Origin of the sequence: Pseudomonas edaphica, from assembly GCF_005863185.1 — a bacterium.
In the GTDB taxonomy this organism is placed as follows: domain Bacteria; phylum Pseudomonadota; class Gammaproteobacteria; order Pseudomonadales; family Pseudomonadaceae; genus Aquipseudomonas; species Aquipseudomonas edaphica.
Genome location: NZ_VBVZ01000012.1, coordinates 1 through 26,357, shown reverse-complemented (window position 1 = coordinate 26,357; position 26,357 = coordinate 1). Strand labels below are relative to the sequence as shown.

At 60.9% G+C, this 26,357-nt stretch carries 19 protein-coding genes, 1 other RNA gene and 1 pseudogene; 7 read left to right on the top strand and 14 right to left on the bottom strand.

Going from position 1 to position 26,357, the window contains the following annotated elements:
• Window positions 1-31 precede the first annotated feature (31 nt).
• The 4 genes from recR to dnaX form a co-directional block, all read right to left on the bottom strand.
• A complete protein-coding gene (recR, locus tag FEM54_RS01735; protein ID WP_017134798.1) occupies window positions 32-634 on the bottom strand; it encodes a recombination mediator RecR in 603 nt (200 codons plus the stop codon).
• Window positions 635-700: 66 nt separating this feature from the next.
• A complete protein-coding gene (locus FEM54_RS01730) occupies window positions 701-1,735 on the bottom strand; it encodes an NADP-dependent oxidoreductase (RefSeq protein WP_017134797.1) in 1,035 nt (344 codons plus the stop codon).
• A gap of 132 nt (window positions 1,736-1,867) precedes the next feature.
• Window positions 1,868-2,206, bottom strand: a complete 339-nt coding sequence (locus tag FEM54_RS01725) for a YbaB/EbfC family nucleoid-associated protein (RefSeq protein WP_003175481.1) — start codon at window positions 2,204-2,206, stop codon at window positions 1,868-1,870.
• A gap of 46 nt (window positions 2,207-2,252) precedes the next feature.
• The gene (dnaX, locus tag FEM54_RS01720; RefSeq protein WP_017134796.1) at window positions 2,253-4,343 is read right to left on the bottom strand and encodes a DNA polymerase III subunit gamma/tau; all 2,091 of its coding nucleotides are present in this window, start codon (window positions 4,341-4,343) and stop codon (window positions 2,253-2,255) included.
• A gap of 133 nt (window positions 4,344-4,476) precedes the next feature.
• On the opposite strand from dnaX, the gene FEM54_RS01715 reads away from it, so the two are divergent.
• Both FEM54_RS01715 and FEM54_RS01710 read left to right on the top strand, forming a co-directional pair.
• Window positions 4,477-5,253, top strand: coding sequence for an amino acid ABC transporter substrate-binding protein (locus FEM54_RS01715; protein WP_138449235.1), 777 nt, complete (start codon window positions 4,477-4,479; stop codon window positions 5,251-5,253).
• Window positions 5,254-5,307: 54 nt separating this feature from the next.
• The gene (locus FEM54_RS01710; protein WP_017134794.1) at window positions 5,308-5,679 is read left to right on the top strand and encodes a VOC family protein; all 372 of its coding nucleotides are present in this window, start codon (window positions 5,308-5,310) and stop codon (window positions 5,677-5,679) included.
• On the opposite strand, the gene FEM54_RS01705 is transcribed toward FEM54_RS01710, so the two are convergent.
• Window positions 5,593-6,552 (bottom strand): DMT family transporter, encoded by a 960-nt coding sequence (locus FEM54_RS01705; RefSeq protein WP_138449234.1) that lies wholly within the window; start codon window positions 6,550-6,552, stop codon window positions 5,593-5,595. The two genes, FEM54_RS01710 and FEM54_RS01705, sit on opposite strands and share 87 nt — an antisense overlap.
• Before the next feature lie 102 nt (window positions 6,553-6,654).
• Between FEM54_RS01705 and FEM54_RS01700 the strand changes: the two genes are divergently transcribed.
• Window positions 6,655-7,518, top strand: coding sequence for a LysR family transcriptional regulator (locus FEM54_RS01700; RefSeq protein WP_017134792.1), 864 nt, complete (start codon window positions 6,655-6,657; stop codon window positions 7,516-7,518).
• Here FEM54_RS01700 and FEM54_RS01695 read toward each other — a convergent pair.
• From FEM54_RS01695 to FEM54_RS01655, 9 genes are all read right to left on the bottom strand, one after another.
• Window positions 7,515-8,108 carry an SH3 domain-containing protein gene (locus FEM54_RS01695; protein WP_138449232.1) on the bottom strand — a complete coding sequence of 198 codons (594 nt, stop codon included), beginning with the start codon at window positions 8,106-8,108 and terminating at the stop codon, window positions 7,515-7,517. The genes FEM54_RS01700 and FEM54_RS01695 overlap by 4 nt on opposite strands.
• A 1-nt stretch (window position 8,109) precedes the next feature.
• On the bottom strand, window positions 8,110-9,156 hold the full coding sequence (locus FEM54_RS01690) for an N-acetylmuramidase family protein (RefSeq protein WP_017134790.1): 1,047 nt from the start codon (window positions 9,154-9,156) through the stop codon (window positions 8,110-8,112).
• Between the two features lie 156 nt (window positions 9,157-9,312).
• Window positions 9,313-10,242, bottom strand: a complete 930-nt coding sequence (locus tag FEM54_RS01685) for an N-acetylmuramidase family protein (protein WP_017134789.1) — start codon at window positions 10,240-10,242, stop codon at window positions 9,313-9,315.
• 207 nt (window positions 10,243-10,449) lie between these two features.
• Window positions 10,450-10,546, bottom strand: an RNA gene (gene ffs, locus FEM54_RS01680) — signal recognition particle sRNA small type.
• A 240-nt stretch (window positions 10,547-10,786) separates the two neighbouring features.
• A complete protein-coding gene (locus FEM54_RS01675; RefSeq protein ID WP_017134787.1) occupies window positions 10,787-11,953 on the bottom strand; it encodes a zinc-binding metallopeptidase family protein in 1,167 nt (388 codons plus the stop codon).
• 161 nt (window positions 11,954-12,114) lie between these two features.
• Window positions 12,115-14,472, bottom strand: a complete 2,358-nt coding sequence (ligA, locus tag FEM54_RS01670; RefSeq protein WP_138449230.1) for an NAD-dependent DNA ligase LigA — start codon at window positions 14,470-14,472, stop codon at window positions 12,115-12,117.
• 87 nt (window positions 14,473-14,559) lie between these two features.
• On the bottom strand, window positions 14,560-15,429 hold the full coding sequence (gene zipA / locus FEM54_RS01665; protein ID WP_017134785.1) for a cell division protein ZipA: 870 nt from the start codon (window positions 15,427-15,429) through the stop codon (window positions 14,560-14,562).
• A gap of 284 nt (window positions 15,430-15,713) precedes the next feature.
• Window positions 15,714-19,202 (bottom strand): chromosome segregation protein SMC, encoded by a 3,489-nt coding sequence (gene smc, locus FEM54_RS01660; RefSeq protein WP_138449228.1) that lies wholly within the window; start codon window positions 19,200-19,202, stop codon window positions 15,714-15,716.
• A 2-nt stretch (window positions 19,203-19,204) separates the two neighbouring features.
• On the bottom strand, window positions 19,205-19,864 hold the full coding sequence (locus tag FEM54_RS01655; protein ID WP_138449226.1) for a GntR family transcriptional regulator: 660 nt from the start codon (window positions 19,862-19,864) through the stop codon (window positions 19,205-19,207).
• A gap of 280 nt (window positions 19,865-20,144) precedes the next feature.
• Between FEM54_RS01655 and xdhA the strand changes: the two genes are divergently transcribed.
• The 4 genes and pseudogenes from xdhA to guaD all read left to right on the top strand — a co-directional run bounded on the left by xdhA (window position 20,145) and on the right by guaD (window position 26,201).
• Complete coding sequence (gene xdhA, locus FEM54_RS01650) at window positions 20,145-21,593, top strand: xanthine dehydrogenase small subunit (protein WP_138449224.1); 1,449 nt, start codon at window positions 20,145-20,147, stop codon at window positions 21,591-21,593.
• Complete coding sequence (gene xdhB / locus FEM54_RS01645; RefSeq protein ID WP_138449222.1) at window positions 21,586-23,973, top strand: xanthine dehydrogenase molybdopterin binding subunit; 2,388 nt, start codon at window positions 21,586-21,588, stop codon at window positions 23,971-23,973. The genes xdhA and xdhB overlap by 8 nt, the downstream gene beginning before the upstream one ends.
• Window positions 23,974-24,093: 120 nt before the next feature.
• Window positions 24,094-24,846: pseudogene (xdhC, locus tag FEM54_RS01635) on the top strand (xanthine dehydrogenase accessory protein XdhC); the annotation flags it as partial.
• Between the two features lie 50 nt (window positions 24,847-24,896).
• Complete coding sequence (gene guaD, locus FEM54_RS01630; protein WP_138449216.1) at window positions 24,897-26,201, top strand: guanine deaminase; 1,305 nt, start codon at window positions 24,897-24,899, stop codon at window positions 26,199-26,201.
• Window positions 26,202-26,357: the final 156 nt, after the last annotated feature.

Here is a 26,357-nt window from a genome sequence, read left to right as displayed (position 1 = left end):
CCGTTATCGCAGGCAAGCCAGCTCCCACATTTTAGAGCGCGATCGGCTTGCGACCGGCAAAAGAGTGCGCCAACGTGCCGCCATCCACCAATTCCAGCTCGCCACCCAACGGCACGCCATGGGCGATACGCGAGGTAATCAAGCCTTTGTTGGTCAGCAATTGGGCGATGTAATGCGCCGTCGCCTCGCCTTCCACCGTCGGGTTGGTTGCCAGGATCACCTCGGTAAACGTGCCCTGCTCCTCAATGCGCGTCACCAGTTGCGGAATGCCAATGGCTTCCGGCCCCAGGCCGTCCAGCGGCGAAAGATGCCCCTTGAGCACAAAGTAGCGCCCGCGATAGCCGGTCTGCTCGACGGCGTACACGTCCATCGGCCCTTCAACGACGCACAGTAAAGTGTCGTCGCGACGTGGGTCGGCGCATTGCGGGCACAGGTCTTCTTCGGTCAGGGTGCGGCACTGGCGGCAGTGGCCGACGCCGGTCATGGCCTGGCTCAAGGCCTGGGCCAACCGCGTGCCGCCGCTGCGATCACGCTCCAGCAGTTGCAGCGCCATACGCTGGGCGGTTTTCTGGCCCACACCCGGCAAAGTGCGCAGGGCGTCGATCAGTTGGCGAATCAGGGGGCTGAAGCTCATGGGCGAAGGGTCCGACAAAACAACGAGACGCGGTTTATACCCGCGCCTCGGATTAGCGTCAAATGCTCAATCCTGTGCGACGCGCACCACCAACTTGCCGAAGTTGCGCCCCTCGAGCAAACCGATAAAGGCTTCGGGTGCCTGTTCCAGGCCATCGACCACGTCTTCGCGGAACTTGATCTTGCCGTCGCGCACCCACGGCGCCATGGCGCTGAGGAATTCGGGCTGGCGATCGCCATAATCGTCGAACACGATAAAACCCTGGATGCGCACGCGCTTGGTCAACAAGGTACGTTGCAGTGCCGGCAGCCGATCAGGACCGCTGGGGGCTTCATGGGCGTTGTAACCGGCGATCAGGCCGCACAGCGGAATGCGTGCCTTGGGGTTGAGCAGCGGCAGCACGGCGTCGAAGACTTTGCCGCCAACGTTTTCAAAGTAGATATCCACGCCTTTGAAACAGGCCAACGCCAGCTCATGGGCAAAATCGGCGCTCTTGTGGTCGATACAGGCGTCAAAGCCCAGCTCATCGACCACGTAGCGGCACTTGTCCGCGCCGCCGGCAATACCCACCACGCGCAAACCCTTGAGCTTGGCCACCTGCCCGACCACCGAACCCACCGCGCCGGAGGCAGCCGCCACCACCAGGGTTTCGCCGGCCTTGGGCTGGCCGATATCCATCAGGCCCATGTACGCGGTCATGCCAGGCATACCCAATACACCCAGCGCCATCGAGGGGCTGGCCAGGCCTTTGGGCAGCGGGATCAGGTTGTTTCCGTCTGAGATGCTATGGCTCTGCCAGCCGGTGGAACCCACCACAAGATCACCCGCCGCGAATTTCGGGTTACGCGATTGCTCGATACGGCTGACAGCACCACCGGTCATCACTTCGTCGATTTCCACCGGAGCTGCGTAGGACGGCGCGTCACTCATGCGCCCACGCATGTAGGGATCGAGGGACAGGTACAGGGTTTTGAGCAGCACCTGGCCATCTGCCAATTCCGGCAGGTTCACGCGTTCCAGGCGAAAGTTTTCCGGTGTCGGCGCGCCTTGCGGGCGCGAGACCAGGACAATGCGCTGGTTAAGAATGGGTTCTTGAGGCATGAGGGGCTCCTTTAACGAATCTTTCGGTATAGGGTGCAGACCCTGCTTGCCATGCCAGGGTTCGATCGGATTAGCACAAACAAAAATGCCAGGCGCGATGCCTGGCATTTGAGTCTAGCTAACGCTGCACGATCAAAACGGCAGTTTCATGCCCGGCGGCAGTTGCATGCCAGCGGTCACGCCACCCATTTTTTCCTGGCTGTTGGCTTCGATCTTGCGCACGGCGTCGTTGACGGCCGCGGCGAACAGCGCTTCGAGCATTTCCAGGTCATCTTCGCCGACGCCAGGCAATACGCTTGGGTCGATGCTCACGCGCTTGATGTCGTGACGACCGGTCATCACCACGCTGACCATATCGCCACCGGCTTTACCGGTGACTTCGGCGTTGGCCAGTTCTTCCTGCATCTTGGCCATCTTTTCCTGCATCTGCTGCGCCTGCTTCATCAGGCCGGCCATGCCACCTTTCATCATGGGAATCACCTCAAAGTACTTGGATCAATCAATTAGTAGCCCGGTTTTATGACGCTTGGGGCACCGGGGCTTCGACAGGTTCAATAGTATCGTGACGCACCACCGCACCGAACTGTTGCATCAACTGTTGGATGAGCGGATCGCCATGGATCGAGTCTTCAGCCTCGCGCTGACGGTTGATGCGCTTACGAGTCGCCGCCTGGGCCGGGGTTTCCTGCTCAGGCTTGATCAGTTCGATGGCGATGGTCAACGTGCGTTCATGGTACTGGTTGAGCGCATCGTTGAGTCGGCGTTGCTGAGTGGCGTTGAACAAGGCGCTGTGGGCCGGGTCCAGGTGCAACAGCCAGTGGTCGCCCTCGATGGAGATCAAGGTGCAGTTGGCGGCGATGCTGCCGGTCATGCCGGAGATCGGCAATTTCGGAAACAACTCCAACCATTGCAACGCCAGGCCAGTGGCCGGGGCCGCAGCGGGTTCCGCTTCGGGCTCGGGGGCCGGTTCGGCGGTGTGCTCGCTGGCCAGGTCGTCCAGGTAGCTGTAGGCCGAATCCATGTCCGGCTCGATGTAATCTTCGTCCAGCGGCGGCTCGTCATCGAGGTCGATACCCGGCGTAGCGGCGTCCACCTGCGCAACGGTCGGCTCGGGGACCGGCGCCGACACCCATTCCGGCGCGTCCGGCACCGCACTGTCCGGAGTCGGCGTGGGCATCGGCGTCAGCTCGGGCTGCTCGCCGGTGGTTTCCAGCACGGGCTCCACGGCGGGCACTTGCTCGACTTCAGGTTCAGGCTCAGGTTCAGCTTCTGCGTCGACCGGATCGTTCCAAGGCAGGTCAACCACCGGCGCGGGAGCAGGTTCAGGCTCAACCACGGGCGCAGGTTCGACCACCGGCGCGGCAACCGCAGGCTCGGGTGCTGGCGCAGGTGCAGGCGGCGCAGGTTCAGGTGCAGCAACTACTGGCGCGACTACCGCCGCGCCAGCCACTGGTTTGGCGGAATCAACTGTGGCCTGGCTGATCCCCACTGGCTTTAGCGGCTGTCTCGGTGCGTCCGCCGAGTCGGCGGGCCGGAAGGCCAGCATCCGCAGCAAGACCATTTCAAAGCCGCCACGCGGGTCTGGCGCCAAGGGCAAATCCCGGCGGCCGATCAGGCCCATCTGGTAGTAGAACTGCACATCTTCGGCTGGCAACGCCTGGGCCAGCGCCAATACGCGGTCGCGGTCGCCATGGCCGTTGTCGACACCTTCAGGCAACGCCTGGGCGATGGCCACGCGGTGCAGCACATTGAGGATTTCCGAGAGCACGCCGTTCCAGTCCGGGCCTTGCTCCGACAAGTGGCGCACGGCTTCGAGCAACGCCTTGGCGTCACCTTCGATCAGCGCGTGCAACACGTCGAACACCTGGCCGTGGTCCAGCGTGCCGAGCATGGCGCGCACATCCGCGGCCATGACCTTGCCTTCACCGAAGGCGATGGCCTGGTCGGTGAGGCTCATGGCGTCACGCATCGAACCATCGGCGGCGCGGCCGAGCAGCCACAACGCATCGTCTTCGAACGGCACGTTCTCGACGCCGAGCACATGGGTCAAATGCTCGACCACGCGCTCGGGCGTCATGTTTTTCAGGGAGAACTGCAGGCACCGCGACAAAATCGTTGCAGGAAGTTTCTGCGGGTCGGTGGTGGCCAGGATGAACTTAACGTAGGGCGGCGGCTCTTCCAGGGTTTTCAACAGGGCGTTGAAGGAATGGCTGGAGAGCATGTGCACTTCGTCGATCAGGTAGACCTTGAAGCGCCCACGGCTCGGCGCGTACTGCACGTTGTCGAGCAGCTCGCGGGTGTCTTCGACCTTGGTGCGGCTCGCGGCATCGATCTCGATCAGGTCGACAAAACGCCCTTCGTCGATCTCGCGGCATACCGAACAGGTGCCACAAGGCGTCGACGTGATGCCGGTTTCACAGTTCAGGCACTTGGCAATAATGCGCGCGATAGTGGTCTTGCCGACCCCGCGAGTACCGGTGAACAGGTAGGCGTGGTGCAGCCGTTGGCTGTCCAAGGCATTGATCAGAGCCTTGAGCACATGGGTCTGGCCGACCATTTCGCGGAACGAGCGCGGGCGCCATTTACGTGCAAGAACCTGATAACTCATCGAAAACCGTCGCAACTGGGAAGCGGAAGCCGGTAATGCTAGCGGAGCAAGGGGGAAATTGCATCCGGCACGCTCGTCTAATCTGACTAAGCTTGCCTGACTGGCCCCACAAAGGCCTGAACCCGGAGAGTGTATGCGTGTAGTCCTGGGCGCTTTATGGATGATTTCCGTTGCTTGCCTGGCGGCGCCCGCACCGTTGCGTTTTTCGGTTTCCGACAGCTGGGCAATGCCCATGGCACAGATAGAGGGTGACCAGCCCACACAGGGCATTTTGTATGACTTGATGTTGAGCCTGGCCACCCAGGTCGGGCGGCCAGCCGAGTTCCACGTGCTGGCCCGGGCGCGACTCGCCGGTGCCATGGCACGCGCAGAGGTCGATGTGCGCTGCTATGTCGCCCAGGATTGGCTCGGCGAATTGTCCGGCGACTACAGCTGGAGCGTACCCTTGATGGTGCAGCGCAATGTGTTGGCCAGTGTCCACGCACCGCCCGTTCAGGTGGCCAGGTTGGCACCGCAGGCCATTGGCACGGTGCTCAACTACCGCTATGTCGTCCTCGAACCGCTGTTTGCCAGTGGCCAATTGACCCGCGACGATTCGCGCAGCGAGGAGTTGGTGCTGCACAAGCTGGTGGCCGCGCGTTTCGAATACGCCGTGATCAACGAATGGACCCTGGACCGTTTCAACCTGAAAGTGCCCCCAAGCCTGCGGCTGCACAACGTCGCGGTGATCGACGAACAAAACCTGGGCTGCATCGTGCGCAATGACCCGAGCGTGCCGGTGCAACGGATCATGCGCACGCTGCTGCGGATGAAAATGTCGGGCGAGATCGATGACCTGATCAAACTGTACACCGGGGAGAATGCGCGACCGCTGCGCACTCCTGACAAGAACGCTCCTGACAAGAACTGACAGGGCCGTCCCCTAGACTGGGCTCACTTAACCGCCCGTAATCAAGGAGCCTGCATGCACACCGTCGCCCATTACTTCCTGCTCTACGTCGACAGCCCGGCCACCAGCGCCAACTTCTATAGCCGCCTGCTGGGCAAGCCGCCGGTGGAACTGAACCCGACGTTCGCCCTGTTCATTCTCGACAACGGCGTCAAGCTGGGGCTGTGGTCGCGTCACACCGTAGAGCCTGCGGCTCAGTTTACCGGCGGAGGCGGTGAGGTAGGTTTTTCGCTGGGGGACCCAGCCGCCGTAGACGCCCTTTACGCTCAATGGGTAGAGCGCGGCGCGACCATCATTCAGTCACCGACCCACCTTGACTTCGGCTACACCTTCGTCGCCGAGGACCTCGACGGCCACCGGCTGCGCGCGTTCAGCCTGAGCGATTGAGCGCCAGCGCCCTTCAAGGCTGATGGCGGCGACACTGGCCAGCACGATCACCGCGCCCAATATCACTTGCAGGGCAATGTGCTCGCCCAGCAGCGTCGCCGCCATCAGCATGGCCACCGGCGGAATCAGGTACATCGCCACCGAGGCGCGGCTGACGTCCACGTGCTTGAGCACATAGCCCCAAGCCAGGTAGGCCAGGGCGCTGGGGAAAATCCCCAATACCAGCACCGACAGATTCTCCGGCATTGGCGCCTGGGCCACCGCAGCCGGCAAGCCCGGCAGGTTCACGCACAGCATCAAGGTGCCCGCCCACACCATGTAACACGCCATGGTCAGCGGGCTGTAGCGATGGGCGTAGTGTTTCTGGATGACGAAATACACGCTCCACGACACGGCTGCCAGCAAGATCAGCAAGCCGCGCGGGTCGATATCACCGACGCCATGATCACCCCAGATCACCACCAGCACACCCAGCAAGCCGAGCAAGACGCAGCCCCAACGCCAGAGGCTGACCCGTTCCTTCAAACAGAAAAACGCGATCACCACACTGAACAGCGGCACCGACTGCGCCAGTACACTCGATGCCGCCGCCGTCACCCACTGTTGCCCGTAGTTGAGGCTGGTGTGGTGCAGGAACACGCCGAAAAAACCCAACACCAGCAACCACGGCAGATCCCGCACACGCGGGCGGCCGATGCCTACCGCCAGGGCGATGCCGCCCATGAACACCGAGGCGATCAGAAACCTCAGCAACGCCAACTGGCCAGGGCTGTAGCTGTGCAGCCCCATGTGCACGCCAATCGGCGAATAGGCCCAACAGAGAATCACGCCAGCGATGACTAGCGTAAGCTTTACGGGTGACGGGGCATTCATCGACGGCATCCAGATACTGAGAAGGAATACCGTCAGTCTTGAGCCGCGCAAGGCGCAGGACAATTAAGCGTTTCTGACTTCTGAAATCATTGGAACTGAGCAATGGAACTGGCCCAACTGAAAATGGTGCGCGCCGTGGCACAAACCGGCAGCGTGGCCCAGGCCGCGCTGCAACTGCACTGCGTGCCGTCCAACATCACCACGCGCATCAAGCAGCTGGAAAGCGAGTTGGGCACACCGCTGTTTATTCGCGCAGGCCGTGGGTTGGCCATCAGTGCCGCCGGGGAAATCTTCCTCGATTACTGCGAGCGCATCCTGGCCCTGGTGGATGAGTCCAAACGCGCAGTGGATGCCAACGCCATCCCGCGCGGCACGCTGCGCATCGGTGCGGTGGAATCCAGCGCCAGCGGCCGCCTGCCGCCGCTGCTGGCCGAATACCACCGGCGCTACCCGGACGTCAGCCTGGAACTGGTCACCGGCGCCTGGGCGCAACTGCTCGACGACCTGCAACACCATCGCCTCGATGTGGCGCTGGTGGCCTCGGGCGGCAAGCGCGCCAAGCTCGAACACAGTGTGGTCTACAGCGAACGCCTGGTGCTGATCGCCAGCGCCTCCAGCGCGCCGATCAACAGTGCCGAAGACTTGGCAGGCCGCACCTTGCTGGTGTGGCCGCCCGGTTGTCCGTATCGCGCGGCGCTGGAGAACTGGATCAAACCGCACGCCTTCAAACCAAGCATCGCCAGCTATGCCAGTTGGGGCACCATCATTGGTTGCGTCAGTGCAGGGATTGGCGTGGCGTTGGCGCCGGAAGGCATCCTGGCCCGCTACGAGCAGGCCAATCAACTGGCCTCCTACCGGTTCGAGGAGTTGCAGGCCGTGGACAACCTGCTGTTCTGGCACACGGACACCCAGCGCCACCTGGCGCGGGATGCGTTTGCCGGGCTGCTGCGGGAGACGTTTGGCTAGTTGGCTTGCGGCACCGCCAAGCGTGCGTACTGGTCCTGGCTGATCCAACCGGTGTAGGTATGCTCTTTGGCATTGGTGAACTCGACCTTGGCCCAGCCGTCCTTGAACGCCAGCACGCCGACCACATCGTCCTTGACGATATACGCGCGTTTGGCCGCTTCAGCGCCTGGTTTTTTCAGCAGGTAAGCCTTGTCGGCCGTCACGGTCACCAGGCCGATCCATTGCTTGCTGGCCGTTTGGGCCAGGTCCAGGCCGGTGGCTATTTCCGGCATCAGCACGCTGATGCAACCGGGATGCTCGCGCCCCTGCTCCACCGTCAAGGTCACGCCGTCGGAGGACGCTGCGACGCTGCCAGGGTAGGCCTTGTCTAGCCAGGTGGTGAGCGCTTCAGGCTGGCCTTGCAGGTAAAACGTGCAGCTGCGGGTCACACCCTCGCCCAGTTCTTCTGCGTAGTAGCCTTCGACCTGATGCTCAGGGGTGACCGCCAGCATCAATCCCTCGTATTTACCAGAATGCAGCTCAGCGGCACCTGCCAACGCGGGCACCAAGGCGCACAACGACAACACACTCATCGCTAGAAAACGGCTCATCTTATTTCTTCCCTTCCAATGCTTCGTAGGCCTTTTTGATACGGCTGTCGTAGTCACCGTAATCCTTGCCGTTATAGTTACGCGCCATGGCCACGTAGTCTTTATCTTTCATGGCCTTGATCAGGGCCGGGCTCTGGCTGCAAAAACCAATAAACGCTTTTAATTGGTTACCGGCATTGACCTTCAGGGCGGCAGCAAATTCAAACACCGTCTTGTAACCGCAGGAGGTGTAGTTGAACCCCATTATTTGAAACATGCCCCAGGACGCCGACATCAATGCCGCCTCCTGGTCCAGCGCAAACGCTGTGGCCATGGTCTCCCAGGCTTTGGTCTGGTCCTTGTTATTGACCTGCCACTGCGGCCCGGCCTTTCTCACGTAGATATAAGACAGCAGCGGGTGCGCCTGATCGTAGATGTGCTTGGTGTACTTGCGAAACAAGTGGCCTTCAAAGGCAATCACCGGCAACTTGGCCGGCCCGAACCCGGAACGCCCGCCGGATTCGACCGTGGCGAAAGCCTTGATGATATTCACCGAAATGCCGCTGCCCAACTGGGTGGCAGCGCTTTGAAAGTCGGTATCGGTCAGCGTCATGCCACCATCGCACGTGGCCTGGAGCATCAACTGGCGGTTACGCCGCTCGGCCTCGATGGTCGCGCGCATGCGCTCCAGGTACACATTGACCGTGGCCTGTACCGCATCGCCGCCGTTATTGCCAAACGCGTTGAGAAAGCTCGGAATGCGCATCGTCGGAAACGCCTTCACCGGCACTTTGACCGCCTCTTCTATCAGGCTATTGAAGGTTCGACCGGTCGGGTCGATCACGCCATCAGGATGCGCATACTTGAGGTGCCGGAACTGATACTGGCTGATGCACTGCACCAATTGCCCATCGCACTTACCGTTTTCGGCCAGCGCAAAACCCATCTTGGGAATGATCAGATTAAATAGATACTGGATGCACTGAACATCGGCGGGCAAGTTGCGCGCTTTACCCGGCGCGCCCACTGAAGCACTGATAAGACGGGGCAACCCTTGCAGGCTTTTCATCATGGACATCCTTGTTAGTTCAAGAAGTGATAGCACTTCAATATCAGCACCGCACACCTGTCATAACTTGAAACAAGTGGCTGGCGGAAACTAACAAGATGATTTTGGGTTGTCCAGTGGGCCACCTCAACGATGTGAGGCAGCCAGCAGGTGCGGCTATTTTTTCCGTTCCAGCGCCTCGAAGGCTTTTTGGATACGCCTGTCGTAGTCGCCATAGCTTGAGCCATTGTAATTGCGCGCCATGCCGGCAAAGTCCTTGCTTTTCATCGCTCTGAGCAAGGCTGGATTCTTGCGGCAAAAGCCGCAGAACGCCATCAATTGCTGGCCGGCGTTAAGCTTCAGTGCAGCCACAAACTCGAACACGTTCTTGTAACCACAGGCAGCAAAATTAAAGCCCATGACCTGGAACATACCGTAGGACGCCGACATCAGCGCTGCTGCCTGGTCCAACGTATAAGCATCGACCAGAGTCCGCCACGCAATCGCCTGGGTTTTATTGTTGGCTTTCCATTGCGGGCCAGCATTGACCAAAAAGGGGTAGGACAAAAAGGGGTAGGTCCTGTCGTACTTATGTTGAGTGTACTTGCGAAAGATATGGCCCTCGAAGGCGATAACCGGCATGTTGGCCGGCCCGAACCCGGATCGCCCACCAGACTCAACGGCGGCGAACGCCTTGATCAGGTTCACCGAAATACCGTTGCCCAGCGCTGCAGCCGCGCGCTGAAAATCAGCCTCGGTCAGGGCGATTTGACCGTCACAGGTGGGCCTGGTGACTAACGACTGGTCGGGAAGAACAACGGCATTGGCTTTGCCTGCATCGTCGACCAGGCTATTGAACGTCCGACCGCCCGGGTCAATCACCCCATCAGGTTTGCTGACCTTGAGACGATTCGCCTGATAGTCGCTGATGCGCCGCAACAACAGCGGGCCGCACTTTCCGTCCTCCACAAGGCGCGAAGCGGATTCTGGCGTGATCAGATTAAACAGATGCTGGATAAAGCGAACATCAGCAAGCACATTCTGCGCCTTGCCTGGGGCGCCGACTGAAGCACTGAGCGTTCTGGGTAAAACGGGAAGGCTGGGCATGGCAATCATCCTTGTTGATCAAAGGAGTGCCATCACTTCTTTACTACTCCAGCACAGGGTCGCTTACAAGAATGACGCTAGCAGGCCGCTGAAAGTTTTCCAGCACAACGCCGTCATCGCTGCGCAAAAAATGGCAGATGGGCGATTAAAACAATGTTTGATTTGAAACAGGAAGGGTAGAAACAAAGGAGAGCGTTATGGAGGCAACCCCACCAGCCACACCCCGGCACACAATGTTCCCGCTGTGGCTGCTGCCTTCCGGCTCTGACCAGGTTCACGGGTAATCGTTGCGGGGGGACCGATGGGGTCACCATAACGACGCTGGCCTCTCGGCAAGCCGCGCCATTGTACCGATCTCATCGGAACTTACAACCGTTGTTCCGGATTAAAAATATGAAGGGGCTCAAGCACTTGTCCACAACCTCGATAACCTGCCAGAACCTTGTGGGAGCCGGGCTTGCCCGCGATTACGGTGTATCAGTTGGGGCATTCACTGGATGATGCACCGCAATCGCAGGCAAGCCAGCTCCCACATAGGGGTGGATTACTGTGCTTGTACGACTTCGTCGGCCCTGCCGCCCTCCTCCTGAATCACCAAGTGAATGAAGTGCAGCTTGGCGATCACCGCCGGCGGCAACACAAAGGGGTAGAAATCCGGCTGGCCCATGCTGCGCGACAGTTCGTTGAGCATGCCGGCCAGTTCGATCCAGGCGTTGACGAACGACAGGAAGGCCGGGCCGCCAGGGTGTTCGGGGTCGTAGAGCGTGGTCAACGGGAAGGGCTGGTAATCCAGGTCCATCTCGCGGGCACTCATGCCAAAGCCCAGTGCGGTGTCGACGGCGTCCATCATGTGCAGGTAGTGAGCCCAGGTTTCGGCCCAGTCTTCCCAGGGGTGCATGGTCGCGTAGGCGCTGACACAGGTTTGCTGCCAGTCGGCGCGCGGGCCGTTCTGGTAGTGCTGCTCGAGTGCCTCGGCGTAACTGGCGCGTTCGTCGCCGAACAGGCTACGAAACGATTCAAGCCAATGGCTGTTGGCAATCAGCCGATCCCAATAGTAATGGCCGACCTCATGGCGAAAGTGGCCGAGCAACGTGCGATACGGCTCGCGCATTTGCACACGGACTTTCTCGCGATGGGCGTCGTCCGCTTCCTTGATATCGAGGGTGATCAGGCCGTTGGCGTGGCCGGTGGTGGGTGCGTTGCCTTCAAGGTCAATGCCGACGAAATCGAACGCCAGGCCGCTGTTTTCGTCAACACTTTTGGGCACCACTTGCAGGCCCAGGCTGATCAGTTGCGCCACCAACCGGCGCTTGGCGGTTTCGACTTTGCGCCAGCGTTCGGGGTTTTCCGGCACCGATAAGTCGGGAATAGTGCGGTTCAGGCTGCACGCCACGCACAGCGTTGCGGTGCTGTGGGCAGGAATCAGCCAGTTGCAGGCGGCCGGGGTGTCGAGGTTGGCGCAGCGGCGGAAGGTGCCGGCGTCAAGGTTATCGTCCTGTAGCCATGTGCCATCGACCGGGCCGGGTTGTAGCGACGACAGCCGGCTTTGCTGGGGCTGATAGCCCAACAGCGCAGAACAGACCAGGCACTGGCTGTTGCGAAAGAACAGCGACTGGCCGCACCGGCACTGCCACACCTTGCTGCTGCGCGAGGATCCGGCCATGAACGGTGCGGCGATGCGCGTGCTGAGTTGCTCGAAGTAGCGGAACATGGCGATCTCTCCCTGGGTGACCAAGACTAGATCATTTACCGTGAAAGATCGTTCCCACGCTCTGCGTGGGAATGCCTGCGGTGACGCTCTGCGTCACGAGGTTCAAGAGCCGACGCAGAGCGTCCAGGGCTGCATTCCCACGCGGAGCGTGGGAACGATCGTCAGACGCTGATGTTGTGTTTGGCCAGGAAAGCGACGAAGGCCTCTTCGTCCAGCACCTTGAGGCCCAGCTCGGTGGCCTTGGCCAACTTGGAACCCGCGCCTGGCCCGGCAACCACGCAGTGAGTCTTGGCCGAGACGGAACCTGCCACCTTGGCGCCCAGGCTTTCGAGCTTGTCCTTGGCCACATCACGGCTCATCAGCTCAAGAGAGCCGGTCAGCACCCAGGTATGCCCCGCTTCCGGCAAGCCTTCGACGACCTTCTTCTCGCTCTGCCAGTGCATACCGAAGTCCTTGAGCTGCTGCTCGATGGCCAGGGCACGGTGGGCATTGTCCGGGTTATCAAAAAACTCGCGCACCGCCTTGGCCTGCTTCTCGGGCAACGCCTGGCGCATATCCAGCCAGTCGGCCTTGATCACGCCTTCGAGGCTTACGAACTTGTCGGCCAGTTTTTGCGCGGCGCCAGGCCCTACGCTGGGCACGTGCAGCTTGTCGAGCAGGCCGCCGAGGGTGGTGCTGGCGGCAAACTCGGCGCTCAGGTCGCCCTGATCCTGCAATTGCAGGCCGCATTCATCCGGCGACAGCAGCGCGCCAATCACCTCCTGGTTATGGCTGTCTTCAAAGAAGCTGTGAATCTCGTGGGCGACTTCAAGGCCCACGTCCGGCAAGTACGTCAGCACTTCCGGCAAGGCCTGCTGCACGCGCTCCAGGGACGCCAGCGAGCGCGCGAGCACCTTGGCCGTCTCTTCGCCCACGTCCGGAATGCCCAAGGCGTAGATAAACCGCGCCAGGGTCGGCGTCTTGCTGTTTTCGATGGCGGCAATCAGCTTCTTGCTGGAAATATCGGCAAAGCCTTCCAGGTCGATGATCTGCTCGTATTTGAGCTTGTAGAGGTCAGCCGGCGAGCCGATAAGCTTTTCATCCACCAGTTGCTCGATGGTCTTGTCGCCCAGGCCGTCAATGTCCATGGCGCGGCGCGACACAAAATGGATGATCGCCTGCTTGAGCTGCGCGCCACAGGCCAGGCGCCCGACGCAGCGGTAAACCGCGCCTTCGCTGACGGTTTCCTTGCCCTTGCTGCGCTTGACCAGTTGCGTGCGCTCCACATGGGAGCCGCACACCGGGCAGCTTCGCGGAATGTGCACGGCGCGGGCGTTTTCCGGGCGGCGTTCGGTGACCACCGAGACGACTTGCGGGATCACATCACCGGCACGGCGAATGATCACGGTGTCGCCGATCATCAAGCCCAGGCGCGCCACTTCATCCATATTGTGCAAGGTTGCGTTGGACACCGTCACACCCGCGACCTTGACCGGCTTCAAGCGCGCCACCGGCGTTACAGCACCGGTGCGGCCGACCTGGAATTCCACATCGAGCAGCTCGGTCAGCTCTTCCATGGCCGGGAATTTATGCGCGATGGCCCAGCGTGGTTCGCGGGCGCGGAAGCCCAGCTCACGTTGCGAAGCAATGCTGTTGACCTTGAACACCACGCCGTCAATCTCATACGGCAGGCTGTTACGCCGCTCGCCGATATCGCGGTAGTACGCCAGGCAATCCTGAATGCCCTTGGCCAGCTTCAGCTCATGGCTGATGGGCATGCCCCACTTCTGCAGTTGCTGCAGGTTACCGATATGGGTGTCGCTGATGTCGGTAGTCACGCCGTAGCAGCAAAACTCCAGCGGGCGGCTGGCGGTGATCTTCGAGTCCAGCTGGCGCAAGCTGCCCGCGGCGGCATTACGCGGGTTGGCGAAGGTCTTGCCGCCCACTTCCAGTTGCGAGGCATTAAGGCGCTCGAAGCCAGCCTTGGACATGAACACTTCGCCGCGCACTTCCAGGGTCGCCGGCCAGCCGCTGCCGTGCAGTTTCAACGGGATATTGCGCACCGTGCGCACGTTGACGCTGATGTCTTCACCGGTGGTGCCATCGCCGCGCGTGGCACCGCGCACCAGCTCGCCGTCCTGATACAACAGGCTGACCGCCAGGCCATCGAGCTTGGGCTCGCAGCTGTATTCCACCGCTGCGCCGCCGCCAAACAGATCGCCCACCGGCAGGTCGAGACCTTCGGTAACCCGGCGATCAAATTCGAGCATGGTGGTTTCATCAAAGGCGTTGCCCAGGCTGAGCATCGGAATCTCGTGCTTGACCTGGGTGAACGCCGACAGCGCCGCACTGCCAACCCGCTGCGTCGGCGAATCACGCGTCACCAAATCCGGGTGCTCGGCTTCCAGAGCCTTTAGCTCATGGAATAACCGGTCGTACTCGGCGTCCGGAATGCTCGGCTCGTCGAGGACGTGGTAGCGGTAATTGTGCTGATCCAGTTCAGCGCGCAGTTCGAGAATGCGGGTGTGGGCGGCGGTCATGGGTGTTCTCTCATAAAGCAAAAGAGCAGCCGAAGCTGCTCAATATGTTAGTGCACGGATTCTACAGGCAACGCTTAAGATCGAACCTCAGCGTTTCTGTGTCAGGGCGCGACGCTCGAACTCGACGATGCGCTGACGGTAATGCTCGATGGTCTGGGCAGTGAGCACGCTGCGTTGGTCGTCCTTGAGCTCGCCGTTGAGCTCTTGGGACAGCTTGCGCGCAGCAGCCACCATCACGTCGAACGCTTGTTTCGGGTGACGCGGGCCTGGCAAACCGAGGAAGAAGCTCACCGCCGGGGTGCTGAACAAGTCGATATCGTCCAGATCGAAAGTGCCCGGCTTGACCGCGTTGGCCATGGAGAACAGCACTTCGCCGTTACCGGCCATGCTTTCGTGGCGGTGGAAAATATCCATCTCGCCAAAACGCAGGCCGCTTTCGAGGATATTCTGCAAGAGTGCCGGGCCTTTGAAGCCGGCGGCGTCGCGGCAGATCACGCTGATCACCAAGACTTCTTCGGCAGCCGGCTGGTCGTTGACCGATTGGCGCGGCGCACTGGATGCCTTGCCGATATTTTCATCCGGGAAATCGTCGTCGCGGCTGCTGAAGCTCGGGCCTTCGTCGACGTCGAGGTTCAGGTCGCCCTGATGCGGCTCGGCGACGGCGGCACTGGCGCGCTTGCCACGCTTGGACGACGGCTCGCGGGCTTCACGCACCGGCGCACTCATCGACGGCAAGTCGTGCTCGTCCAGTTGTGGTTCTTTATGGTTATCCAGCACACGAGGCGGCCCCAGCAGCTCGGCGCTGCCGTCGTCGTCGGGCAAGTTGGACAGGTTACGGTCCAGACGGAATTTGAGCTTGCCCTTGCCACCGCGCATGCGGCGCCAGCCATCAAAAAGAATACCGGCAATGACAATAATGCCGATGACGATCAGCCACTCGCGCAGACCGATTTCCATGTAATCCCGTGCCTCTAATAAAAAATGCTGAAAAATAAGGGGTTTAGCAACGTCCAAACCGCTTTAAAACGTGGCGCCAACTCTATGTTCTGACTGACGTTTTGCCCACGCATACGAGGAATTGACAATAAACTAGCACGACCTTCGATAACTTTACACAGTTGGCGCGAAATGTATCGGTTTGCCATCTTTCGGCGACATGGGAGATCTCTTACGCAAGCCGCCAACTGTGAGCTACACACTGCAAGCTATAGCCTCACACACTTTCAGCTTGCAACTCGCCGCTAGGCGTCCACCATCGCCATCGCTTCTTCGACATCCACCGCCACCAACCGCGAACAACCCGGCTCATGCATCGTCACGCCCATCAACTGGTCGGCCATTTCCATAGCGATCTTGTTGTGGGTGATATAGATGAACTGCACGGTCTGGGACATCTCTTTAACCAACCGAGCGTAGCGTCCAACGTTAGCGTCATCCAGCGGCGCGTCAACTTCGTCGAGCATGCAAAACGGCGCCGGGTTCAACTTGAAGATCGCAAATACCAGGGCCAATGCCGTGAGTGCCTTTTCGCCACCGGACAACAAATGGATGGTGCTGTTCTTCTTGCCCGGGGGCCGCGCCATAATCGTCACCCCTGTATCGAGTAGATCTTCGCCCGTCAGTTCCAAGTAGGCGCTGCCGCCACCGAAAACTTTCGGGAATAACGCCTGTAAACCGCCATTAATCTGATCAAAGGTATCTTTGAAGCGATTACGGGTTTCCTTGTCGATCTTGCGGATCACGTTCTCCAGAGTGTCCAGCGCTTCGACCAGGTCGGCGTCTTGAGCATCCAGATAACGTTTACGCTCGGACTGTTGCTGGTATTCGTCGATGGCCGCCAAGTTGATCGCGCCCAGGCGCTGGATACGCGCGGCGATGCGCTCAAGTTCTTCTTCGGCGTCTTTTTCATTGGCCTGGGCGGTCAATGTATTGAGCACGCCGTGCAAGTCATAGCCGTCTTCAAGCAACTGGTCTTGCAGGGTTTTGCGGCGCACGGTCAGGGCTTGCCATTCCATGCGTTGCTGTTCGAGTTGGCCGCGAATCAGCTGGGATTGCTGCTCGGCCTGGGTCCGGCGTTTCTCGGCGTCGCGCAGTTCGCGGTCGGCGTCTTCCAGGGCGATTTGCGCGGTCTTGAGTTCTTCATCAACGGTCATGCGCTTGTCGAGCAACTCTTCGAGCTTAAGGCGCAACTCTTCCAGCGGCGCCTCGCCCTCCTCCAGGTTGAGGCTCAGTTGCTCGCGCTTTTCGGTGAGGCGTTCGGACTGCATCTCCAAACGCTCAAGCGCCTGGCGCGTGGAGGTGTGCTGGGCCTGTAACGAGCCCAGGCGCACGGCCAATTGGTGGGCGTGATCCTTGTGCTGACGGGCTTCCTGGCGCACGCGATCGAGGCGCTCACGCAGGCTGTCGCGCTGGGCCAGCAGCAGTTCGCGCTGCTCGGTATCCAGCGCCATGCTGTCGAGGGCTTCCTGCAAGTGCAGGCGCGCTTCGCCGATCTGCTCGTGTTCGAGGGCGCGCTGCTCGCCCATCTCGGCCACTTCTTCGTCAAGGCGGGTGCGGCGCAGGGTCAGTTGCTCGGCCTTGGCCTTGCTCGCCGACAGTTGGGCTTTCAATTCGCCTTGCTGGCGCGCTTCGTCCTGCAAGAGGCGGCGCAGGTGTTCGCGGCCAGTCTCTTGTTGGCGCTGAGTGGCACGCAGGGTTTGCAGTTCGGTTTCCAGGCTTTCGAGGGTGGCCTCGCGTTCTTCGCGTTCGGCGCTCAGGTTGACGATTTCCTGGCCACGGGCCAATACGCCGCTCTCGGCCTCACTGGCGCGACGCACGCGCAGGAAGTGCCGGCCAACCCAGTAACCGTCTCGGCTGATCAGGCTTTCACCGGCGCCCAATTGGCCACGCTGGGACAAGGCTTGCTCCAATGATTCAACCGGTTTGACCTGGCCCAGCCACGGCGCCAGATCGATCGCGGCCTCAACCTTGTCGAGCAAACTGCCCGGCACTCGCGTGCCATCGACTGCGGGGCTGAGCAAACGCAAATCGCCCTGGGCAAAACCGGCCAGGTCGAAACCGCCAAAATCATCCACCAATACGGCTTGCAGGTCGGCGCCCAACACGGTCTCGACCGCCAATTCCCAACCCGCTTCAACTTTCAAGCCTTCGGCCAGGCGCGGACGCTCGGCCAGGTGCTGGTCACGCAGCCATTCGGCGGTGCCGGTGCCTGGGTCCAGCGCGGCCTGCTGCAAGGCTTCAAGCGACGCCAAGCGCCCGTTCAGCCGCTGCAAATCGCCCTGGGCCTGCTGCTGGGCCTGGGTCGCCTGTTGCAGTTGCTGAGGCAATTGCTCCAGGCGCTCCACTTGCTGTTCTTCGCTGGCCTCGAGTTCTTCCAGGGTCATTTCGCTTTCGGCCAGCTGTTCGCTCAACGCCATGATCGCCGCGTCTTCCGGGTCGGCGGCGAGCAACGCGCGCTCCTCCTGCATACGGCGCTGGCGCTCGGCCAGGCGCTCCATGCTGGTTTCCAGTTGCTGGATGCGCGATTGCTGCACCTCAGCCTGGCGGCGCGGCTCGGCGGATTGCAGGTTGAAAGCGTCCCACTGTTCCTGCCAGCCGTGCATGGTGGTTTCGGCTTCTTCCAGGGCGGCCGCGGCCTCTTCGGCGGCGGCGCTGGTGATTTCCTGCTCGGGCGTGAGCATGTCCAGCTCTTCGCCCAACGTCAGCAGCAGGGTGCGGTCGTGGCCCAGGTGCGACTCGGTTTCCAGCCGCGCGCGTTCGGCTTCTTTCAAATCGTCCTGCAACTGGCGCAGGCGCTGCTGGCCGTGCTGGATGCTCTGTTCGACCCGAGCAATATCGCCGCCTACCGAATAGAACCGCCCCTGCACCAGATTGAAGCGCTCGGACAGGTCATGGTGACCGTCACGCAAGCGCTCGATGCTCGCGTCGGCATTACGCTGCTCGGCCACCAGCGCTTCGAAGCTGATTTCCTGGGTGCCGATGATCGCTTCGCGCTGGCCGACCTGATCATTCAGCGCCTGCCAGCGCAGGGCCGAGAGCTGCGCCTTGAGCTGGCGCTCCTCGCCCTTGTATTCCTGGTACTTCTCGGCCGCCTGGGCCTGGCGGTGCAGGCGTTCAAGTTGACGCTCCAGCTCTTCGCGCAGGTCGGTGAGGCGGGCAAGGTTTTCGTGGGTGCGGCGGATACGGTTTTCGGTCTCGCGACGGCGCTCCTTGTACTTGGAGATGCCGGCAGCTTCTTCGATAAAGTTGCGCAGGTCTTCGGGCTTGGCTTCGATCAGCTTGGAGATCATGCCCTGCTCGATGATCGAATAGCTGCGCGGGCCTAAGCCGGTGCCAAGGAAAATATCGGTGATATCGCGTCGACGGCATTTGGTGCCGTTGAGGAAGTAACTGTTCTGGCTGTCGCGCGTCACTTTGCGGCGAATCGAGATTTCCGCGTAGGCCGCGTATTCGCCGATCAAGGTGCCATCGGAGTTATCGAACACCAGTTCGATGCTGGCCTGGCTCACCGGCTTGCGGCTGGTGGAGCCATTGAAGATGACGTCGGTCATCGACTCGCCACGCAGGTTTTTTGCCGAGCTCTCGCCCATCACCCAACGTACGGCGTCGATGATGTTCGACTTGCCGCAGCCATTGGGCCCGACCACCGCCGCCATGTTACTGGGGAAGTTCACCGTGGTCGGGTCGACGAAGGATTTGAACCCCGCCAGTTTGATGCACTTGAGCCGCACGTTTAGGCGCCCGCCAACGCAGCGATGACCAACGTGCTGCTGCGCTCGCAGTAGGCCGACAGTACCTGGCGGATCTGCGGCAGATCACGGGCGAGCACCGCCGCGAGCAGCTGCTCGAACAGCGCCAGGTACTCACTCATCTCCGCCTTGCGCTGGTCCAGGGCCAGGTAATAGGCACGGTTCATCGCCGGCTGCAGGTTTTCGACGGTTTCCTGCAAGTACGGGTTGTTGGCGAAGGGGTACGCGGCGCGCATCACACTGAAGCTTTCTTCGACGAAGGCACGCACGTCCTCACGTTCGAAACTGGTCATCAGGCGTTGCTGGATCTGCAGGAACGGCGCCATGTCAGCCTGGACCTTCCAGCCCTCAGCCACCGAATTGCCGAGCAGGATGTACAACTCGCCCATCAGCGTGCACAGGCTCTGCACCTTGTGCGCGGTGAGTTCGGTGACGTGGGCGCCACGGCGCGGCAGGATCGCGATCAGGTGGCGGCGCTCGAGGATCAGCAAAGCTTCACGCACGGAACCACGGCTGACATTGAGTGCCAGCGTGACTTTCTGTTCCTGGATCCGCTCCCCAGGCTTGAGATCGCCGCGAATGATACGTTCGGCGAGGTGGTGAGCAATTTGCTCGGCGAGACTGTCCGGCGCCTTGAACGTCATGTTTTCCCTTCAAAATCTTCTATCGGTACAAGCGCGGCAGTGTAGCGCATTGGCTGGCTGATGGCGCTACGCCCACAGGCGCGAATTTGGCATGAAATAAGCAGCGATGAAAAGCCAAAAGCCAGCAAAAACACCGGTTCCAGAAGACTGGACCATAATTAAAAGTGTTGTGATCGCAATTTCTTGACCTTCTGGTCAGAAAATCGTTGACCGAAAAGTCAGACATGACTAGATTCGGCGCAAAGCGGTTAACAACAATAATGAGTCTGCGAGGCCTTCCGTGATCCAGTTTTTACTTAACCAGGAACTCCGTAGCGAGCACGCCCTGGACCCCAACCTGACCGTGCTCAACTATTTGCGCGAGCATTTGGGCAAATCCGGCACCAAGGAAGGCTGCGCCAGCGGCGATTGCGGTGCATGCACCGTGGTGGTCGGCGAATTGCACACCGACACTCAAGGCGCGGAGCAGATCCGCTATCGCAGCCTCAATTCCTGCCTGACGTTTGTGTCGTCATTGCACGGCAAACAGCTGATCAGCGTCGAAGACCTCAAACATCAAGGCCAACTGCACAGCGTGCAACAGGCCATGGTCGAGTGCCACGGCTCGCAATGCGGCTTTTGCACCCCAGGCTTTGTGATGTCGCTGTTTGCCCTGCAAAAGAACAGCGACGCCCCCAATAGCCAGAAAGCCCATGAAGCCCTGGCCGGTAACCTGTGCCGTTGCACCGGTTATCGACCGATCCTCGCCGCCGCCGAACAGGCCTGCTGCAACAAGCCGGCGGATCAGTTCGACAGCCGCCAACCCGAGACCATCGCCCGTCTCAAAGCCATCGCGCCCACGCAAACCGGTGAACTCAACAGCGGCGACAAACGCTGTCTGGTGCCGCTCACCGTTGCCGATCTGGCCGATCTCTACGACGCCTATCCGCAGGCGCGTTTGCTGGCGGGCGGCACTGACCTGGCACTGGAAGTCACGCAGTTCCACCGTGTGCTGCCGGTGATGATCTACGTGGGCAACATCGAAGAGATGAAACGCATCGAGTCGTTCGACGACCGCCTGGAAATCGGCGCGGCTACACCGCTGTCCGACTGCTACAGCGCGCTGCACCACGAATACCCGGACTTCGGCGATTTGCTGCACCGCTTCGCTTCGCTGCAAATCCGCAACCAGGGCACGCTGGGCGGCAATATCGGCAATGCGTCGCCCATCGGCGATTCGCCACCACTGCTGATCGCGCTCGGCGCGCAGATCGTGCTGTGCAAGGGCAACACCCGTCGCACCCTGGCGCTGGAAGATTACTTCATCGATTACCGCGTCACTGCGCGCCAAGACAGCGAGTTTATCGAGAAGATCATCGTGCCCAAGGGCCACACGCTGTTCCGCGCCTACAAGGTTTCCAAGCGCCTGGACGATGATATTTCCGCCGTGTGCGCCGCCTTCAACCTGAAGCTCGACAACGGTGTGATCAGCGACGCCCGCGTGGCGTTCGGTGGCATGGCCGCCACGCCCAAGCGCGCGAAAAGCTGCGAAACCGTATTGGTCGGCGCCACCTGGAACGCCGCCACGGTGGAGAAAGCCTGCGCCGCCCTCGCCCAGGATTTCACCCCGCTGTCAGATTTCCGCGCCAGCAAGGAATACCGCCTGCTCAGCGCGCAGAACCTGCTGCGCAAATACTTCATCGAACTGCAAACACCGCACATCGAGACTCGGGTGACCGCTTATGTCTAACCATCACGCCGTCGTTAAAACCCAGGCCGAACTCGCCGAGCTGTTTGCCCAGGACCTGACCACCGGGGTCGGCCGCAGCGTCAAGCATGACAGCGCCGCCAAGCACGTCAGCGGTGAAGCGCAGTACATCGATGATCGCCTTGAATTCCCTAACCAGTTGCACCTGTACGCGCGCATGTCCGACCGCGCCCATGCGCGCATCATCAGCATCGACACCGCACCCTGCTACGCCTTTGACGGCGTGCGTATCGTCATCACCCATGAAGATGTGCCGGGCCTCAAAGACATTGGTCCATTGATGCCCGGCGACCCGTTACTGGCCATCGACACCGTGCAGTTTGTCGGCCAAGTGGTGCTGGCCGTGGCCGCCCGCGACCTGGAAACCGCGCGCAAAGCGGCCATGGCGGCGGTGATCGAATACGAAGACCTGGAGCCGGTGCTGGACGTGGTCGAGGCCTTTCGCAAGAAGCACTTTGTGCTCGACAGCCACACCCACCAACGCGGTGATTCGGCGGGCGCACTGGCCACCGCGAAAAACCGTATCCAGGGCACCCTGCATATCGGCGGCCAGGAACACTTCTACCTGGAAACCCAGATTTCCTCGGTAATGCCCACCGAAGACGGCGGCATGATCGTCTACTGCTCCACGCAAAACCCCACCGAAGTGCAAAAGTTGGTGGCCGAAGTGCTCGACGTGTCGATGAATAAAATCGTCGTGGACATGCGCCGCATGGGCGGGGGTTTTGGCGGCAAGGAAACCCAGGCCGCCAGCCCCGCGTGCCTGTGCGCGGTGGTCGCGCGCCTGACCGGCCAGCCGACCAAGATGCGCCTGCCGCGTGTCGAAGACATGCTGATGACCGGCAAGCGCCACCCGTTCTATATCGAATACGACGTGGGCTTTGACGACAACGGCCGCCTGCACGGCATCAATCTGGACCTGGCAGGTAACTGCGGCTGTTCGCCGGACCTGTCCAACTCGATTGTCGACCGCGCCATGTTCCACTCCGACAACTCGTATTACCTGGGCGACGCCACCGTCAACGGCCACCGCTGCAAGACCAACACCGCGTCCAACACCGCGTATCGCGGCTTTGGCGGCCCGCAAGGCATGGTGGCCATCGAAGAAGTCATGGACGCCATCGCGCGCCACTTGGCACTGGACCCGTTGGCGGTGCGCAAGGCCAATTACTACGGCAAGACCGAGCGCAACGTCACCCACTACTACCAGACCGTCGAGCACAACATGCTCGAAGAAATGACCGCCGAGCTTGAGGCCAGCAGCCAATACGCCGAGCGCCGCGAGGCGATCCGCCTGTACAACGCCCACAGCCCGATTCTGAAAAAAGGCCTGGCGCTGACGCCGGTGAAATTCGGTATTTCGTTTACCGCCAGTTTCCTCAACCAGGCTGGCGCGTTAATCCACATTTACACCGACGGCAGCATCCACCTGAACCACGGCGGCACCGAGATGGGCCAGGGCTTGAACATCAAGGTCGCGCAGGTGGTGGCTGAAATATTCCAGGTCGAGATCGACCGCGTGCAGATCACCGCCACCAACACCGACAAGGTGCCCAACACCTCGCCGACCGCCGCCTCCAGCGGTGCCGACTTGAACGGCAAGGCCGCGCAGAACGCTGCCGAAACCATCAAGCAGCGCCTGGTGGAATTTGCCGCGCGTAAGTACGACGTGAGTGAAGCGGACGTGGAGTTCCACAACGGCCATGTGCGCGTGCGCGATCAGATCCTGACCTTTGAGGCGTTGATCCAGCAGGCGTATTTCGCTCAGGTTTCGCTGTCGAGCACCGGCTTTTACAAAACCCCAAAAATCTTTTACGACCGCAGCCAGGCACGTGGCCGGCCGTTCTATTACTTCGCGTTCGGCGCGGCCTGCTGCGAAGTGATCGTCGACACCCTGACCGGCGAATACAAGATGTTGCGCACCGACATCCTCCACGATGTGGGCGCCTCGCTGAACCCGGCCATCGACATCGGCCAGGTCGAAGGCGGCTTTATCCAGGGCATGGGCTGGCTGACCATGGAAGAGCTGGTGTGGAACAACAAGGGCAAGCTGATGACCAACGGCCCGGCCAGCTACAAGATCCCGGCCGTGGCGGACATGCCCCTGGATTTGCGTGTGAAGCTGGTGGAAAACCGCAAAAACCCGGAAGACACGGTGTTCCACTCCAAGGCCGTGGGCGAGCCGCCGTTTATGCTCGGGATTGCTTCGTGGTGTGCGATCAAGGATGCCGTGGCGAGCCTGGGTGACTATCGCCATCAGCCGAAGATTGATGCGCCGGCGACGCCGGAGCGGGTGTTGTGGGGCTGTGAGCAGATGCGGCAGTTGAGCGCTGCAAAAAACGTTGAGACTGAACTGGCTTGATCGTTCCCACGCTCTGCGTGGGAATGCCGCCTTGGACGCTCTGCGTCCGCTGTTGTGACGCAGAGCGTCACGGTATGCATTCCCACGCGGAGCGTGGGAACGATCTGACTGGAGGTGACTATGAACAACTGGATCAGCGCCCTCGCCGACCTGCAGAACCAGGGTGAACCCTGCGTGCTGGTGACCATCATCGAAGAGCTCGGCTCCACGCCGCGCAATGCCGGCTCAAAAATGGTCATCAGCGCCGCGCACACCTTCGACACCATCGGCGGCGGGCACCTGGAATACAAGGCGATGCAGATCGCCCGTGACATGCTGGTGCGTGGCCAGCAGAACACCCATCTGGAGCGCTTCAGCCTCGGCGCCAGCCTGGGCCAGTGCTGCGGCGGCGTGACGGTGTTGCTGTTCGAACCCATGGGCCAGGTGCAGGCGCAGATCGCGGTATTTGGCGCCGGCCATGTCGGCCGCGCGCTGGTGCCGTTGTTGGCAAGCCTGCCGTGTCGGGTGCGCTGGATTGATTCGCGTGATCAGGAGTTTCCAGAACACATCCCTCAGGGCGTGCGTAAAATCATCAGCGAAGAGCCGGTCGACGAAATTGCCGACCTGCCGGTGGGCAGTTACTGCATCGTGATGACCCACAACCACGCGCTGGACCTGGAACTGACTGCCGCCCTGCTCAAGCGCAATGACTTTGCCTATTTCGGCCTGATCGGTTCAAAGACCAAGCGGGTCAAGTTCGAACACCGCCTGCGAGATCGCGGCTTCGACACCGCGCAACTGCAACGCATGCGCTGCCCCATGGGCCTCACCGAGGTGAAGGGCAAACTGCCGGTGGAGATCGCCATCTCCATCGCCGGCGAAATCATCGCCACCTGCTGCCGGCCTCGCGTCGCAGCCAAGCTATCTAACACATTGAGATCACCATGCCTTTGACTCGCAAAGCCTACCGCGCCGCCATTTTGCACAGCATCGCCGACCCCGCCGAAGTGGGGATCGAAGCCTCTTATGAGTATTTCGAAGACGGCCTGCTGGTGATCGATAACGGCCAGATCAGCACCCTGGGCCACGCCAGCGATTTGCTGCCAACCCTGCCCGCCGACATCGACGTGACCCATTATCAGGATGCGCTGATCACGCCCGGCCTGATCGACACCCATATCCACCTGCCGCAAACCGGCATGGTTGGTGCCTATGGCGAGCAGTTGCTGGATTGGCTCAACACCTACACCTTCCCGTGTGAAAGCCAGTTCGCCGACAAGGCCCACGCCGAGGAAGTCGCGGGTATCTTTATCAAGGAACTGCTGCGCAATGGCACCACCACGGCGCTGGTGTTCGGCAGCGTGCACCCGCAGTCGGTGAACGCGTTCTTTGAAGCCGCCGAGAAACTCGACCTGCGCATGATCGCCGGCAAGGTGATGATGGACCGCAACGCGCCGGACTACCTCACCGACACTGCCGAATCCGGCTATCAGGAAAGCAAGGCGCTGATCGAACGCTGGCACGGCAAGGGCCGTTTGCACTATGCCGTCACGCCACGTTTTGCGCCGACCAGCACCCCGGAGCAACTGGCGCTGGCCGGGCAACTGCTGGGCGAATACCCGGACCTGTACATGCAGACGCACATCAGCGAGAACAAGCAGGAAGTCGAGTGGGTAAAAGAGCTGTTCCCGGAGCGCAACGGTTACCTGGACGTGTACGACCATTACAAGCTGCTGGGCGAGCGCTCGGTGTTTGCCCACGGCGTACACCTGTGTGATGACGAGTGCGCACGGCTGGCGGAGACGGGTTCAGCCGTGGCGTTCTGCCCGACCTCGAACCTCTTCCTCGGCAGTGGCTTGTTCAACTTGCCGATGGCCGAGAAGCACAAGCTGAATGTCGGCCTGGGCACTGACGTGGGCGGTGGCACCAGCTTCTCGCTGCTGCAAACCCTGAACGAAGCCTACAAGGTCATGCAATTGCAGGGCGCGCGTTTGAGCCCGTTCAAGTCGCTGTACCTGGCCACCTTGGGCGGTGCGCGGGCACTGCGTCTGGAAGACAAGATCGGCACATTGCAGCCGGGCACGGATGCGGACTTTTTGGTGCTGGACTACAACGCTACGCCGCTGCTCAGCTATCGCTTGAAGCAGGCCAATAACATTGCCGAGACGTTGTTTGTGTTGATGACGTTGGGGGATGACCGGACGGTGTTGCAGACGTATGCAGCGGGTCAGTTGGTGCACCAGCGCTAATTTCAGCAACACCACAAAACAAATGTGGGAGCTGGGCTTGTGTGGGAGCTGGCTTGCCTGCGATAGCATCACCGCGGTGTACCTGATACACCTCGGTGCCTGCATCGCAGGCAAGCCAGCTCCCACACAAGTCCGGTTCCCACATTTGTTTTGTGG